Below are 15,217 nucleotides of genomic sequence, written 5' to 3'. Positions count from 1 at the left end.
GGCAAATTCTGGCAATTGAATATATTCCAATATGGCAAAAATCAGGAATACTTATAGGAAAACACGCAGAATTTGATAATGACCGCATTTTACAAGGTAAAATTCGCATTCAAATAGGTAAAATCCATACAAAATACAGAACATGGATATCTGATGCTTGCTACTTCTGAAAAAATTCTGACTTTCACTCCCAAGCTGCGTGCAGCCGATGTGGCTTATGATGCCATCGAAAGCATGATCGTCACGCTGCAACTGAAACCTGGTTCACCGGTGGTGGAGTCTGAACTGGTGGAAAGAACCGGCCTGGGCCGCACGCCCTTGCGCGAAGCACTGATGCGCATGTCATCCAATGGCCTGATTTTGCAAATGCCACGTCGTGGCCTGATCATCAGTGATATTGAAGCTGCCGAACACATGACGCTGATAGAAACCCGCCGCGTCATCGAACGTCTGATTGCCGCCAGCGCTGCCCGCCGCGCCACGCCGCAACATCGCAAAGACATCATAGAATGCGCCGACAAAATGCTGGTTGCCGCCAAACGCAATGACTTGAATGACTACATGGCTGCCGACCAGGCTCTAGACCATGTCGTGCACGAAGCCTGCCGCAACCCGTCTGCGGTGTCTGCCGTGGTCCCACTGATCATCAAGTGCCGCCGTTTCTGGTACGCCTTCCAGCATGAAGGCGATATTGAAGAAGGTGCGCGCTGCCATATGCTGGTCGCCAAGGCGATTGCAAAAGGCAATGAAGAACAGTCAGCCAAGGCGGCTGACGGTCTGATGGATTATCTGGAATCCTTCGCCCGCAAGGTCATCGGTTAAGGACCTGATCACGATCTTAAGCACGGGTGTAATCAGAGACCACGCGGGGCTCATGCGCTGCTCAAAATGCTCATGTACCAGAGTACATTTCGCTTTTTGGCGCTGCGCTTAGTTATCCTTACCCCGCTGATCCCGTTGACGCCCGCTCGCTACAGATCGTGAACAGGTTCTAAGTTTCCAAAAAGCGCTGTGCATCCAGCGCAGCCATGCAACCTGTGCCTGCGCTGGTGATGGCCTGGCGATACACATGGTCCTGCACGTCACCGGCAGCAAACACGCCTGGTACATTGGTGGCCGTTGCCATGCCTTCGGTACCGGTACGTGTCTTGATGTAGCCGTTATGCATTTCCAGCTGCCCTTCAAAAATGCTGGTATTCGGCTTGTGACCAATCGCGATGAACACACCGTGCAGGGTGATGGGGGTAACTGTACCGTCGGCTGCCTTGACCTTGATGCCGGTCACGCCGGATTCATCACCCACCACTTCATCCAGCGTATGGTTCCATTTGACTTCAATCTTGCCTTCAGCCACCTTGGCCATGAGACGATCGATCAGAATCGCTTCGGCACGGAACTTGTCACGCCTATGGATCACTGTCACCTTGCTGGCGATATTCGACAGGTACAGCGCTTCTTCAACCGCTGTATTGCCGCCACCAACGACGGCCACTTCCTTGCCGCGATAAAAGAAGCCATCACAGGTAGCACAGGCAGACACGCCTTTGCCCATGAAGGCCTGTTCAGACGGCAGGCCCAGGTATTGGGCCGATGCGCCGGTGGCGATGATCAGTGAATCACAGGTGTATTGCGCCTGGTCGCCGATCAGGCGTATCGGTTTTTCATCCAGTTTGGCGGTGTGGATGTAATCAAAAATGATTTCGGTATTGAAGCGCTCTGCATGTTGCAGGAAGCGCTGCATCAATTCCGGCCCTTGCACGCCCATAGGGTCGGCGGGCCAGTTTTCGACATCAGTGGTAGTCATCAGTTGGCCACCTTGCTCGACACCGGTGATCAGCACGGGTTTCAGGTTGGCACGGGCTGCATACACGGCAGCAGAATAGCCTGCGGGGCCAGAGCCAAGAATTAATACATGTGCGTGTTTGGGTGTGGATGCGGGTACGGGAGTATTGGTCATACTAGGCAATCTGGAATGAGTTGATTTTACAGCGCAAAATGGCGTGACAAATGTTGTACGAAACGTTCAGGTTCCAGGTAGCCAATGATGCGGCTGTCCGGCACTTCCTTGCCGCTGCGGTCAAACAGGATGATGCCTGGCGGGCCAAACAATGAAAAACGTTTCATCAATGCTTTTTCCATATCGCTGTTGGCGGTTACGTCCACTTGCAGCAGGCGTACCTGCTTCAGTTGTTCGCTGACCTTGGGTTCGGAGAAAGTGAAACGTTCCATCTCTTTGCAGGACACACACCAGTCAGCATAAAAATCCAGTATCACAGGTGTGTTGGTCGCAGCCAGAGCAGCATCCAGTTCGGCGACGCTTTTGATGCGGGTAAATTTATTTTCCGCATGGTTTCCCGCTGAACCCGCGTCGGCCATTTGTGCAGCATTCGCTGTACCGCGCAAATGGGCCAAAGGCTGCAATACATCCTTGCCATCGCTGGCGGCACCGATGAGTTCAAACAAACCCAGGAACAGAAAACTGATCCCCAGTGCCTTTGCCACATAGGCACGCAAGCCTGCACCGGCTGGCAATGCATCAAACACATGCAAAAACACGGCACACAAAATCGCAAAGCCACCCCATACCGCCATCATGACCTTGACCGGAAACACCGGGCTGACCATCCAGATGGCAACAGCAATCAACAACAGACCAAACAGTTTCTTGACCTGATTCATCCAGGCACCTGCGCGTGGCAACAGGCTGCCGGCAGAGATACCTGTCAACAACAATGGCACGCTCATACCTACCGCCATGGAAAACAGCGCCCAGGCACCGATCAATACATTGCGGGTCTGGCTGATGTACAGCAAGGCACCAGCCAGTGGCCCCGCCACGCATGGGCCAACGATCAACGCAGACAGTGCGCCCATCACAAACACACCAAGGAACTTGCCACCGCTGAAGTTGCCACTGGCCTGACTCAGCCGGCTTTGCAGACCGCCAGGCAATTGCAATTGATAGACATCAAACATGGACAACGCCAGACCAATCAGCAAAGCTCCAAAGGTCAGCAATACCCAGGGCTTTTGCAATGCCCCCGCCAGGCCTTCACCAGCCAGACCGGCAGCCACACCCAGCAAGGTGTACACCAGGGCCATACCCAGACAATACGCCAGCGCCAGCATGAAACCACGGCCACGCGAGACATTACCCTCACCCACAATAATCGATGACAAGATCGGCACCATGGGCAAGACACAAGGCGTAAATGACAGCAGTAAGCCAAATACCAGGAATGCCATGCCTATGCGCCACAGGCTGCCACTTTGCAGCGTGCGCTGGGCCAACGAGCTGTCATCTTCCTTGTGAGCAGATTCGCTGGCGGCTGGCGCAGTGGCAGTAGCAGTGGCCGCCACTGCTGGCGTCGTCGATACTGCTGTTGTCGCATCTACCGCTTGAAGTGTCAATTTTCCGGGTGTAGAAGTATCAACACGATAGTGTTGTTCTGCCGGTGGATAACAGAGACCAGCATCGGCACAACCCTGATAACCCACCTTCAGCGTAAACACCTTGTCAGCTTTGGTGATGGGCAATTCCACCAGCAGACGGTCTGCATAGGTCTCTACTTCCTTATTGAAGGTCGTATCAAATTTGCGTATGCCATCCGGTAGTTTAGGCGCACCCAAAGTGATGCCCGGTTCCGTTGCATTGAAGCTCAGACGCTCGCGGTAGAGGTGGTAATCCTTGGCAATCGTCCAGGACAGCACCAGGGTTTTCGCGTCGCGCAATTCAGCTTGCAACTTGAAGGCCTGTTCCGGATCCAGGAAGTCGTCTGCTGCCGCTGCATGCTGTGAAAAACCACACATCAGCAAGAGCAACAATGCGGAAAACCATTTATAGAAAAAATTATGTTTCATTCAAACTCCCGAATTTTTGGGGCAGTAAATCTTTGGGTCTATTTGCTGATGCAGGATAGTCAGGGCGTAGACAGTCCCGCACCACGCATGGCGCGTAATCATTAGAACTCATTTCATAAATAGGATGAGATGCGTTCTAATTGCTGTCAGGCATCTACCACTGCTTGCTGATACCCAGTTGTATGCTTTGCGCTTCCAGTGCTGCCAGTCCTGGACTACCCTTGTGGAACAGACGCCAGTTACCGCGTTGTTCATAGTTTTCCAGTTTCACGTCTACCGTCCAGTCACGTGTCAGTTGCTTGCTCACTTTGATGCCGAAGGTGAGTGCACCAAAGCCTGACAAACGCTGATCAGCAGAGTTGAGCTGGTTAGAAGAAAACACATAACCCGGCGGGAAAGGCGCGCCCAGTTTGGCATCGTAGACCGGATCAAAATAGAAACTGGCCGCACTTTGCGAATACATGCGCAGCGACGGTGTGACGGTCCAGCCTTGCGACAGGGGCTGCACATATTCCGCCGTCAGCGTATGCGCCTTTACATCATAGCTGTCGCTGTAATAGCGATAACTGAAACGACCGGTACCACCGGTGTCCAGAAAGTGATGATTCCAGCGCGCCAGTACGGTAGTCTGGTTGCGCTCTCTGGGACGGTTATCCAGCGCCTTGTAAGGATCGGAAAAATAACCTTCACCCCGGCTATGGCTGAGCGTCAATTGCGCGATATCCTGCGCAGTGATGACCTGCGTCACACCGGCCATAAGGCTGATGGTTTTTTTGGTTTCGTTTTTGACGATCAGGTTGGTGGGGTTGATGCGGTCATGGCTGCCACCCAAGCCGGCGGTCCAGGTGGTGTTCTTGTCTTCACTGGAATACGTACCGGTCAGCGACAAGGCGCGTGACTCATAATCATGCTCGGTTGAATAGGCCGTACCCACTGTCAGGCTGGCACGCGGAAAGTAGCGGGTAAACGCCACGTCACCGGCCGTGCGCTGGTCATTCATGCGGGAAGCGCCAGAAATCGCGGTATGGTAACGCGGCGATGCGCCAGACACATCATCTGACGTCAGGGTCGCATCCAGCGACCATTCTGAACCCAGCGGGGTAATCAGGGACAGTGAAGGAGAATTGGCGGTAATGCGTTTCAGTCCAGCCTGTTTTTCTTCATAGTTCAGGTATTTGAGACTGAGGCTGGCATGTTCTGGCGGTGTTTCGGCACGCGCTACGCCCACGCCCAGGCCGGGCAACAACATGGCTGCAGTCAGCAATGCAGCACCTATGGCTTGCGATTCAACATTTGCTGATGTAGCTGACGCTGGCGATGTTTCAGATAAAGTCGAAACAGAAAGAGGAGCAGTTATTTTATTCATGTCGGAATTCTCTGATTAGTTGCAACCACAACCACCGCCACCCACACCGGCACCACCGGATGCCGCTTCGCGGCTGGTGTAGATGTGTTCGCTGTAGCGGGACTCGAGTCTGTCGCCTTCAAATGTCATTTCCGGCTTTGCCAGCGTGCCTTTTTCCCACGGTTGCACAACCTTGATCAGGCTGCATCCGGATGTGGCAAGTACACTGCTGCCGATCAGCAGCAGGCTGGCAGTTTTTTTAAACATGGTGTTCAGGCGTGACTTCATTTGATGGCTCCCAGCGAAGATTTTATTTTTGCTTCCAGTGCGCTTTTATCGGCGTCCTTGAAGCCCGCATGTTCAAACAGGATCTTTCCATCCGGACCAATCAGCACACTGCTTGGCATGCCTTTGACGCCATAGCTGCGTGGCGTAGTTCCGGCGGGGTCAAATGCCACCACAAAGCGGGCCGGTGTGGTGACCAGGAACTGACGCGCATCCTCATTTTTTTGATCCAGATTGACGCCGATAATTTGCAAACCCTGGCTACCGTATTTGGCTTGCAATTCATTCATCCATGGAAAAGACTGGCGGCAAGGTCCGCACCACGACGCCCAGAAATCCAGGTACACCAGCTTGCCCTGGTACTTCGACAGGCTGACATTTCCTTCTGCGCCACTCAGATCGAATGCGGGTGCTGCGCTACCTTTGTCGAGTGCCATTGCCGAGCTCACCAGCAATGTGGCAGCCAGGCCAGACAACAACTGGCTTACGCGTTTTTTATTCATATGTAACGTAAATTTCATCGTTCAACCTCTTTTCTTTTAAATCAGAAAAGCCGGACCGCGGTCCGGCTTCCATTATTACTTTTGCGTCGCGCCTTGGCGGGCCTGACGTCGGCGCCAGACGATGACTGCCGCAGCCAGCATTACCAGAACAGGCAACATCGGGTCATTGCCATCACGGGCGACCGAGCAACCACCGCCGCCTTCATTCCTGGGCACATTGCCGGTCACGACAGGCACTGTGGCAGTCACTGCCGTGGCAGCCAGGGAAATGCTCCAGGTCGTGGTGGTGTCAGATGAACTGATGACGACACTGCCGTTGTTAGCACCTGCATTTGCCGGTGTATAGCTCACCACCAGTTCACAAGAAGTATTCGCCTGCAGGCTGAACGGGAAGCGTGGGCAGGATGCACTGTCCACCACTGCGGCATACGGCCCGGTGAAGGCAGCATTGGTCAGGGCGATGGCACTGGTGCTTGGGTTGCTGAGCGTGAAGCGTTTGACCAGGCTGGCACTGCCTATCGTGGCGGAACCGAAGTCAAAAGATTGCGGATTGATGTTCAGCGTCACTGTCTTGACAGGGATGGCAACGCCAGTACCCGCCAGGCGAACACTCAGTTGCGCACCACCATCAGTCACCACCAGCACATCTGCGGTTTTACTGCCGGCACTGGTCGGTTTGAAGGTCGTATCTATGGTGCAGCTGGCCGCCGGACTGACTGTGCCATTAACGGCGCAAGTACCTGCCAGTGAAAAGTCATTGAGCTGGCTGCCGTTCAATACCAGGCTGGTGATCTTCAATGCAGCCGTACCGGTATTGCTGAGCGTTGTCGTATGCTTGACCGAGCTGACACCTACCTGGGTATCGGTAAATTGCACGGTGCCAGTATCAGACAACACGGGCTTGGCGACTGCCTTGCTGGTTGCCGTGCCAGTGATGGCCACCTGCAATGCTGCGGCGTTCGAAGTCACCGCCAGGCTGGCGCTTGCATCACCTTCCGTCGCCGGTGTGAATACCACAGGTACATTGCAACTGGCACCCACTGCAAGGCTGCTACCGCAGGTACCGCCCGTACCGATCACAATCGCTGATGAACCACTGACTTTGACAGATGACAGTGTCAGCGCCACGTTACCTGTGTTTGACAGACTGATCTGCTGCGTGACAGGATTACCACCAACGGTCTGCGCACCAAAGGCAAGCACGCTTGGCGTTGCGCTGATGGCAGGGGTGGCAGCAGCGCCGCTACCGGCCAGGCTGACGACAACACTACCGTTCGAAGCATTCGAAGCGATATTCAATGCCGCAGCAAAAGCGCCGGCTGTAGCTGGGGTAGCCTGTACGGTTACCGTACATTGGCCACCGGCAGCAACGGCAGTTTGTGTGCTGCAGCTACCGCCCAGGGCAAAGATGGCGGCGTTCGTGCCAGTCAGTCCGATGGAACTGAAATTCAGGGCTGCCTGACCGCTATTGGTGATCGTGATGGTCTGTGCTGCCGATGCCGCATTCACCAGAACTGAACCAAAGTTAAGGCTGGTGGCAGACACTGCCACACCGGCCTGGGCAGCGGCATTGCCGGTACCACTGAGGCTGACCAGGCTGGATCCACCAGTTGCATTGTGGCTGATGCTGATGCTGCTGCTGCGAGTGCCTTGCGCTGTCGGCTTGAAGGTAGCCAACACAGTACAGGTCGCGGCAGGGGCCAGTGCAGCACCCGCTGCGCAACTGCCACCAGCCAGGCTGAAGTCACCGCTGCTACCGCCAGTCAGCGCGATGGCTGTGATGTTCAATGCGGCAGAGCCGGTGTTACTGACTGTGGTGCTGAGTGCCGTACTGGTCTGGCCTATCGTCGTACCATTAAAGCTAAGGCTGGCTGGTGATACGCTTGCAATCGGGCCGGCGGCGACACTGGGGTTACCAATAAATGCGGCCAGATCTGCGATTTCTGCCTGGCTGAATTTATTGTTATATAAAGTGCCCATGCCACCCTTGTTCTGGGCCCAGGCATTGCTGATTTCCGTCGGATTATTCGCACCCCGCAAAATACCGTTGACGTTATTGGCGGGGCTGGCACCGTGGCAGGCAGTACAACTGGTACCGCCAGAAACCGGGCCATTCAGGTACAGGCTTTTACCATTCAAGGCATCGGCAGCATAGGCCGCCGACATGCCGGTTGCCAGTTCAATGGCGATACCTGCAGTTAAGGCCGCACCCAGCACACCAGCCTGTCGCAATAAGCGAGTAAAACGAAAATTCAACTTCATCATAGTTTCCCTTCAATGATTAAAATAGGTCACTGCATGCAAACACCAAGAGCCATTCCATTGAAGACGGCATGCATTAACGCGCACAGCCGCCAGTCACGCGTCCACTGGTACAGCATCGCCAGCAACAGGCCGGGCACAAAAATCGCTGCCACCATCGTCCAGCCTGCTGCCACATGCAGTGCGCTGAACACCGTCGCTGATATCACTACCGGTAACCAGGTCGCATTGACACCAGATTGCCGGAACTGCCCTGTCAGGTACTGCTGCAGACCAGCACGCACCACTAGCTCTTCCAATACCGGCGCCAGCAACAGCAGCCGCAACAACACGCCCACATCAGGCGCACGCATTTGATTTCCGCACATCGCATGCTGAACAAAAAAAGGAAAAATCACATTCGCCTGTTCAAGCATTTACCGTCCTGCCATGCTGATTTAAAAAAATTGCGCGCGTCGTTCCGGTGATCTGAAATACGAGTTCACGCATGGCCACAGCAGTTTCTTTTTTCATGTGTGACGACATAAAAAAATAGACCTCTCCGTTTGTTTCAAGCGGTTAATGCGCCATTCATTCGAATTGGTTCAAAGAAAAATGAAATATTTTTTGACGCATGCTGAAACTGCATTACGGCACCTTGAAATGACAGCCAGATGCTTAAGGGAGAATTCGGACGGGAAGAAAACAGCAGATAAAAAACTATGCGGAATGGTGGGACAAAAAACAATATGCGCATATCGATGCGATACAATCGTCTGATAATCTGGCTAAGTGTCGCAGCATGTGAGACCGGTAATTCATCTTGTTATTTTTTACGCAAGCCCCCTCAAAAGCCTGACATCAACATTTTTTTAACCTGCAATGAACCTTTTCCACCTGATCAGGTATTAACGTTTCATCGAGGAGAATGCAGGCATGTTTGAGAATTGGGGATGGCGAGGTAAAACAGACAACAAGCGTCCAACTACCCCGGAAGCACAGGAAGTTCAATTGATCGCCTCAATTGCGAATGCCGATCGCCAGGCGTTTGAGGCTTTGTATCGCCTGTACTTTGGCAGACTGGCCCGTTTTCTTGACAAGATGACACGCGACACACATCTGATAGAAGAGATAGTCAACGATACGATGCTGGTCGTCTGGCAAAAAGCGCATACCTTTAACCAGACTTCACGGGTCTCCACCTGGATATTTGCGATAGCTTATCGTCAGGCGTTGAAAGCCATACAGACATTTGATGCAGCGGTTGAATCCAATTTTGAGCATCATGCAGCAGAAACCCGCTATGAACCCGAACACCAGATGTCTGCCCAGCAACTGGAAGGTGATTTGAACCGGGCCTTGCGTGCCCTGCCCATGGAGCAGCGCGTGGTCGTCAGCCTCACTTATTATCATGAGATGGGATACAAGGAAATTGCTGAAACCATGGAATGCCCGGTCAACACCGTCAAAACCCGGATGTTCCACGCAAGACAGCGTTTGAGATTCATGCTTTCCGACAGCATGGAGGAAATATTATGAACATGAAAACAAGCCAGCCCTATCCGTCTGACGAGGCAATGCATGCCATCGTCCAGGACTTGCTGCCCTGGTATGTTGTCAATACCCTGCAGCCGGACGAAAAACAGCTGGTACAAAAACATTTACAAACATGCACGGCATGCAAGGATGATCTGCAATGGCAAATTAAGCTGCAAGCCCAGGAACCGGCGGCCAGCACGGCACCCGACCCTGATCGTGCACTCGCCCGTCTGCTGCCCAAACTCGATACTCCAAGGCTCGATACGCAGAGTAAACAGATACAAGCAGCCAGAGGCAAAGAAAAAAATAGCTTGCTGGAGCGCTTGCGAACCCTGTTGCCGGCAAGTGGTACCAGGTCCATGGGCTGGATCATGGCAGCACAGACGGCGATCATTGTGGGGCTGGTGGTACATCTGGCCCTGCCCACGCAGGACAATAGCAGTTATCATGTACTGGGCAGCGGCGAACGCTCGTCCGGCAATATTGTCGTCGTCTTCAAACCGGAAACCACAGTCAAAGATATACAGCGCATCATGTCATTGAACGACGCCCGCATCATCGATGGCCCGACGGTCACCAATGCCTATCTGCTCAACGTCCCTGACGACAGGTTGACGCAAAGCGTGGACGAGTTGCGCTCTGAAGCGGTGATTGAACTGGTAGAATCCCTGCAAGCCGGAGGTGCCAAATGAGTATGCGCGGCAAACCTCACGGGACCAGGCTCTGGCTCAGATTCGGACTTGCTGCCTTGCTGGCACTGACAGCAGGATTAAACATATCAACAGCCAGCGCCCGCAACGACAATGAAGCAGAAGCGGTCACGCAGAAAGAGCCGGAAGCCAAACGCCGGCTACTGGTCATGTTGCATCTGCCAACACCACATTTCCGGCCAGATGTCAGCTATAGCGGCGGTTATGCCAATGATGTCAGCCGCACTGCCCGCCGCCGCATCGCCGAAGAACTGGCGCGCACCCATGGCCTGAAACTGCTGGAAGACTGGCCCATGCCCGTCTTGAATGTCGATTGCTTTGTGATGGAAGAAACCGAGACCACGTCTGAAGCGCAGATGATGGAAACACTGAGCAAGGATGCCCGTGTCGCCTGGGTGCAGACCATCAACACCTTTGACGCACAAGCCAAAAATGATCCCTTGTTTCCCGTGCAGCCAGTTAACAAATACTGGCAACTGGATGATGTGCGCAAAATTGCCACTGGTCGCAATGTGGTCGTGGCCGTCATCGACAGTGGGGTAGAAATCAAACACCCTGACCTGGCCGGACAGGTCACACTGAACCAGAACTTCATCGACGGCAACCCCTATGTCGGCGAAACCCATGGCACCGGTGTTGCTGGCGTGATCGCTGCACGCGCCGGGAATGGCATAGGCATAGAAGGCATCGCCCCCGATACCCATGTCATGGCCCTGAGAGCCTGCTGGCAAGAACCCGAAAATAAAACCAGATGCAATAGTTTTACTTTGGGCAAGGCATTGAATTTTGCACTGACGCAGGGTGTGCAGGTGATTAACATGAGCCTGTCCGGCCCGCCAGACCGCCTGCTGAAGCAACTGCTGGATGCGGCTATTTCCCGCAACATCAAGATTGTGGGTGCCATGGACCCAAAGCGTGCTGATGGCGGCTTCCCGGCCTCGCACCCTGGCGTGTTTGCTGTGGCAGACAGCAAGACCACACAACTGGCGAGTGACATCCTGGTAGCGCCGGGGCGCGATATACCAACGACAGCACCGGGGGCACGCTGGAATTTTGTGTCAGGCTCATCCTATTCGGCGGCGCATATTTCGGGGATGATGGCATTGCTTAGCGAACTGAAACCATCGGCCAGCCTGGCGCAGGTACGTGCGGATCTGGTGGTCAATCCGGTCAACCAGAGCGATGCCAATATCAGCGGGCAGGTCAATCTGTGTGCCACTCTGCACAGGGTCACGCATAAATGTGCGTGTTCATGTCAACTGGCCACCCCTGCTGCCAGTGCGCTGCCATCCACAACCCTGGCCACCCATCCATAAGTGATGCAAATAAGTGATGCAAGATTGATGGCCATTCATAAAGGTGCGGTATTGCTTAAATTTTGTGCGATTTTCATCCTTACCCTGTTTGCTTTTGAAGGCAAGGCCCACGCACAGGTCAGCGGCAGTATCACGCTGGTGTCCGATTATTTTTATCGCGGCATCTCGCTCAGCGACGGCCAGCCGGCCCCCCAGTTAAACCTGGTCTACGATAATCCCGATGGCTGGTATGCCGGTGCCTTCGGCTCAAAAGTACGGGCCAACAGCAAAAGCAGTGATGGCGAACAGATCTTGCTGTATTCCGGTTTTTCACGCCGCCTGAATTCGGGCGTGGTATGGGAAGCAGGTGCCACGGGCTCATTGTTCCCCAAGGCTACGGACCTCAATTATGGGGAAATCTTCACCGGAGTCATGGTGGATAATCTCAGCGCACGCATCTACTATTCTCCCAATTACATAGGTTTGGACGCAAAAACCCTGTACCTGGAAGCGAATGCAGATTATGCGCTGCATGAACGCATAGACCTGTTTTCACACATAGGCTGGCTGACGTATCCGGATGCAAAACCAGGCCAGGTCATCAATAATCGCTTCGATGCGCGTATCGGCCTGGGTGCCAATTTCGCTTCATGGAAGCTGCAACTGGCCTATGGAATCAGCAGGCAAAGACGTGCTTACAGCCCGGGCAAATACCAAAGCCCGGTGCGCGACAGCCTGGTGTTCAGCGCCAGTTATCTGTTCTGATTTCTTTGCCTGCCCCCTGATCAGGCGACATAGGTAAGTATGGGTCAATGCCAGGAATGAGAGCAAAAACCAGTCCAAAGCTGCGCAAATCTTGGGCAGCACAGGGTATAATCTCGCCCTTATGGCTTTCCAACCCTTTATTTCCAAACCCAATCCTCACGCCATCGCGTTGGCGACGGTATTGTATGGCTTGCTGTATTTTGTGTTTATTACGGCGCTGAAGATATCGATGAGTCCGGCCACAGATGCCGGTACAGATACAGGTTTGTGGGGTAACCAGATTTTCATGACCATTTTTGGATTCATGCAATACTTGCTGCCTGGCCTGGCAGTAGGTTATCTGGCGCGACGTTCGCCCATGATGCACGGTTATTTGCTGGGCATCGCCACCACTGCTCTGGTATATACCTATGCCAGCGTGGCCTATAGCGATGCACCCGATTCCCTGCCCACTACCTACACCGTGTTATATACCTGCTTTGTGGCGGGGGTATGGTGTTCGCTGGGGGCGATTATTGGCGATCATTTCAGTTCACGCAAACAGTCGTAAGCTCAGCGCCTTATTTACTGTCTCATTCAGTACCTTACTCGTTGCCTTACTTCCAGACTGGTGAGCGTTTTTCCAGAAAAGCCTGTACGCCTTCCTGCGCAGTATCATCCATCATATTGCAGGCCATGGTTTGCCCGGCCAGCTGATAGGCCGCCGCCATCCCCATTTCCAGCTGCTTGTAGAATAATTGCTTGCCCATGCGGATTGCCAGCGCGGGTTTGGCGATGATGCTGGCGGCCAGTCCGGCAACGCAAGCATCCAGCTGTTCAGGGCTGACCACATGATTAATAAGGCCACGCTGCCATGCCGTCTGCGCATCGATAAAATCACCGGTCAACAACATTTCCATCGCCTGTTTACGTGAAACATTGCGCGACAAAGCAACCGCAGGGGTGGAACAGAACAAGCCCACATTCACCCCAGATACTGCAAAGCTGGCATTGTCACTGGCCACGGCCAGGTCACACATGCCCACCAGTTGACAACCGGCAGCCGTTGCCAGACCTTGCACGCGGGCGATAACCGGCTGCGGCAATTTCTGGATAGCCAGCATCAGTTTGCTGCATTGCTGGAACAGGGCCTTGTAATACTCTTCCGACGGTTGAGCCTGCATTTGCTTCAGATCATGCCCGGCACAAAATGCCTTGCCGGTGGCCGCCAGGACCACCACGCGTACGGTTTCATCAATTGCAATGGCCTTGAATTCAGCCAGCAAAGCGGCCAGCATTTCTTCTGACAGGGGGTTGAAACGCTCGCCACGGTTCAAGGTCAGGGTGGTGACACCGTCCGCATCGTTGCGCAATACCCAGGGCGTGTCCGCTGTAAGGCTCATTCTGCGTCTTCCGGCTCTGGCTCCATGCCGGTCTGCACGCTCTTGCCCTGCCCCAGCAAGACTGGCGGCACATAGGTCGCCAGCAAATGCTCACGGCTGGCCGGGGTCTCCAGGCTGATGCGACCGAGGGCACCGCTGCGGTAATCCAGCAACAGGGTATGCGATGCCTTTTCATAATCCCAGTCGCCGCCTTTGAGTTTATAGCCGCGTTTTTTTGCCACGCCTTCAATCACAGAGACAGCATCAATGCCTTCGACTGAAAAGCCATAGCGCTCAGTGATGAATTTCGGGTAATGAATCAGCAACTGCTCAGCCAGGAAAGTGGCGATTTCTTCTTCGATCAGCGCATTCACACCCACTGCATGGCTGGCAGCCAGCATCAGGCCATCGGTAGGATGTTCTATCTTGGGCCACAGCATGCCGGGGGTGTCGGTCAAAATCATGTTCTTGCCCAGATACAGACGCTGCTGGGTCTTGGTCACGGCCGGTTCATCACCGACATTGGCGACACGCTTTTTCAACAAGGCATTCATCAATGTCGATTTACCGACATTGGGTATGCCCATGATCATCATGCGCAATGGCTTGGTCGGCACACCGCGATGCGGGGCCTGCTGTAAAGCCAGGCCAGGCACTTTTGCAACATCCGATGGTTTTTTGCAGCTCAGGGCGACGGCAAACACACCTTTCTGGGCATTATAAAAATCCAGCCAGGCCTTGGTGGCATTCGGGTCAGCCAGATCGGCCTTGTTCAAAATCTTCAGGCAGGGGCGCTGGCGAAAATTGCGCAGCGACTCAACCATGGGGTTACAAGAGGCTTGCGGTATGCGGGCGTCCAGCACTTCTATCACCAGGTCGGTGTTTTCCATGGTTTCCGCCGCCTTCTTGCGGGCGGCGTTCATGTGGCCGGGGAACCATTGTATGGACATGCTTATTCTTCTTTTTAGCAAAAACAAAGCGATATTGTACGGAAGTCTGCCCTGCTTGCGCCGGAAGTTTCTCTACTTCTGCTGCTGCAATCACAAAACCATGGGAGTATGGCAATATTTACTTCATTTTTCGTATAAAAAATCAGATAAATTAAATATACATACCCCAGTATGTTTACCATGAAGAAGTCGCCGAATTGAGTAATACTGTTGAAGAATGCACGACAATCAGGGTATTTTGAAGGTATTTTAAACAATTCCTGCAATTTTCATGGCGCGTCGCTGGCTATGATCAAGATGACAAATACGCGAACAAAAATACACAAACCAGGCTGGCAGCTTCATGCACATTGTTCAACATA

15 protein-coding genes are annotated in these 15,217 nt (G+C 53.6%); 6 read left to right on the top strand and 9 right to left on the bottom strand.

What is annotated here, in order from left to right:
• Nucleotides 1-153 precede the first annotated feature (153 nt).
• Nucleotides 154-822, top strand: a complete 669-nt coding sequence (locus H8L32_RS11850; RefSeq protein WP_186947439.1) for a GntR family transcriptional regulator — start codon at nucleotides 154-156, stop codon at nucleotides 820-822.
• Between the two features lie 169 nt (nucleotides 823-991).
• Here the strand turns inward: H8L32_RS11850 and trxB are convergent, their stop codons facing one another.
• The 7 genes from trxB to mrtJ all read right to left on the bottom strand — a co-directional run bounded on the left by trxB (nucleotide 992) and on the right by mrtJ (nucleotide 8,609).
• Nucleotides 992-1,957, bottom strand: a complete 966-nt coding sequence (gene trxB, locus H8L32_RS11845) for a thioredoxin-disulfide reductase (RefSeq protein ID WP_186947438.1) — start codon at nucleotides 1,955-1,957, stop codon at nucleotides 992-994.
• A 26-nt stretch (nucleotides 1,958-1,983) separates the two neighbouring features.
• A complete protein-coding gene (dsbD, locus tag H8L32_RS11840) occupies nucleotides 1,984-3,861 on the bottom strand; it encodes a protein-disulfide reductase DsbD (RefSeq protein WP_186947437.1) in 1,878 nt (625 codons plus the stop codon).
• A 154-nt stretch (nucleotides 3,862-4,015) separates the two neighbouring features.
• Nucleotides 4,016-5,227 carry a DUF3570 domain-containing protein gene (locus H8L32_RS11835; RefSeq protein WP_186947436.1) on the bottom strand — a complete coding sequence of 404 codons (1,212 nt, stop codon included), beginning with the start codon at nucleotides 5,225-5,227 and terminating at the stop codon, nucleotides 4,016-4,018.
• A 15-nt stretch (nucleotides 5,228-5,242) separates the two neighbouring features.
• On the bottom strand, nucleotides 5,243-5,494 hold the full coding sequence (locus tag H8L32_RS11830) for a DUF4266 domain-containing protein (protein WP_230412174.1): 252 nt from the start codon (nucleotides 5,492-5,494) through the stop codon (nucleotides 5,243-5,245).
• Nucleotides 5,491-6,012, bottom strand: a complete 522-nt coding sequence (locus H8L32_RS11825) for a TlpA family protein disulfide reductase (RefSeq protein ID WP_230412173.1) — start codon at nucleotides 6,010-6,012, stop codon at nucleotides 5,491-5,493. Before H8L32_RS11825 ends, H8L32_RS11830 begins: the two co-directional genes overlap by 4 nt.
• Nucleotides 6,013-6,069: 57 nt before the next feature.
• A complete protein-coding gene (locus tag H8L32_RS11820; RefSeq protein WP_230412172.1) occupies nucleotides 6,070-8,256 on the bottom strand; it encodes a choice-of-anchor D domain-containing protein in 2,187 nt (728 codons plus the stop codon).
• A 29-nt stretch (nucleotides 8,257-8,285) separates the two neighbouring features.
• Nucleotides 8,286-8,609, bottom strand: a complete 324-nt coding sequence (mrtJ, locus tag H8L32_RS11815; protein WP_186947434.1) for a JDVT-CTERM system glutamic-type intramembrane protease MrtJ — start codon at nucleotides 8,607-8,609, stop codon at nucleotides 8,286-8,288.
• A 562-nt stretch (nucleotides 8,610-9,171) separates the two neighbouring features.
• Between mrtJ and H8L32_RS11810 the strand changes: the two genes are divergently transcribed.
• The 5 genes from H8L32_RS11810 (at nucleotide 9,172) to H8L32_RS11790 (ending at nucleotide 13,094) form a co-directional block, all read left to right on the top strand.
• On the top strand, nucleotides 9,172-9,774 hold the full coding sequence (locus H8L32_RS11810) for an RNA polymerase sigma factor (RefSeq protein ID WP_186947433.1): 603 nt from the start codon (nucleotides 9,172-9,174) through the stop codon (nucleotides 9,772-9,774).
• The gene (locus H8L32_RS11805) at nucleotides 9,771-10,466 is read left to right on the top strand and encodes a zf-HC2 domain-containing protein (protein WP_186947432.1); all 696 of its coding nucleotides are present in this window, start codon (nucleotides 9,771-9,773) and stop codon (nucleotides 10,464-10,466) included. Before H8L32_RS11810 ends, H8L32_RS11805 begins: the two co-directional genes overlap by 4 nt.
• Nucleotides 10,463-11,800, top strand: a complete 1,338-nt coding sequence (locus H8L32_RS11800; RefSeq protein ID WP_230412171.1) for a S8 family peptidase — start codon at nucleotides 10,463-10,465, stop codon at nucleotides 11,798-11,800. Before H8L32_RS11805 ends, H8L32_RS11800 begins: the two co-directional genes overlap by 4 nt.
• 27 nt (nucleotides 11,801-11,827) lie before the next feature.
• Nucleotides 11,828-12,544: a TorF family putative porin gene (locus H8L32_RS11795; protein WP_186947431.1), complete on the top strand. Its 717-nt coding sequence runs from the start codon at nucleotides 11,828-11,830 to the stop codon at nucleotides 12,542-12,544.
• A 121-nt stretch (nucleotides 12,545-12,665) separates the two neighbouring features.
• On the top strand, nucleotides 12,666-13,094 hold the full coding sequence (locus H8L32_RS11790) for a hypothetical protein (RefSeq protein WP_186947430.1): 429 nt from the start codon (nucleotides 12,666-12,668) through the stop codon (nucleotides 13,092-13,094).
• A gap of 46 nt (nucleotides 13,095-13,140) precedes the next feature.
• On the opposite strand, the gene H8L32_RS11785 is transcribed toward H8L32_RS11790, so the two are convergent.
• The gene (locus H8L32_RS11785; protein WP_186947429.1) at nucleotides 13,141-13,926 is read right to left on the bottom strand and encodes an enoyl-CoA hydratase; all 786 of its coding nucleotides are present in this window, start codon (nucleotides 13,924-13,926) and stop codon (nucleotides 13,141-13,143) included.
• Complete coding sequence (gene ylqF, locus H8L32_RS11780; protein ID WP_186947428.1) at nucleotides 13,923-14,855, bottom strand: ribosome biogenesis GTPase YlqF; 933 nt, start codon at nucleotides 14,853-14,855, stop codon at nucleotides 13,923-13,925. Before ylqF ends, H8L32_RS11785 begins: the two co-directional genes overlap by 4 nt.
• Nucleotides 14,856-15,217: the final 362 nt, after the last annotated feature.

Source organism: Undibacterium hunanense, assembly GCF_014284335.1.
GTDB classification, from domain to species: domain Bacteria; phylum Pseudomonadota; class Gammaproteobacteria; order Burkholderiales; family Burkholderiaceae_D; genus Undibacterium; species Undibacterium hunanense.
This window is presented reverse-complemented; position numbering and strand designations above follow the sequence as displayed.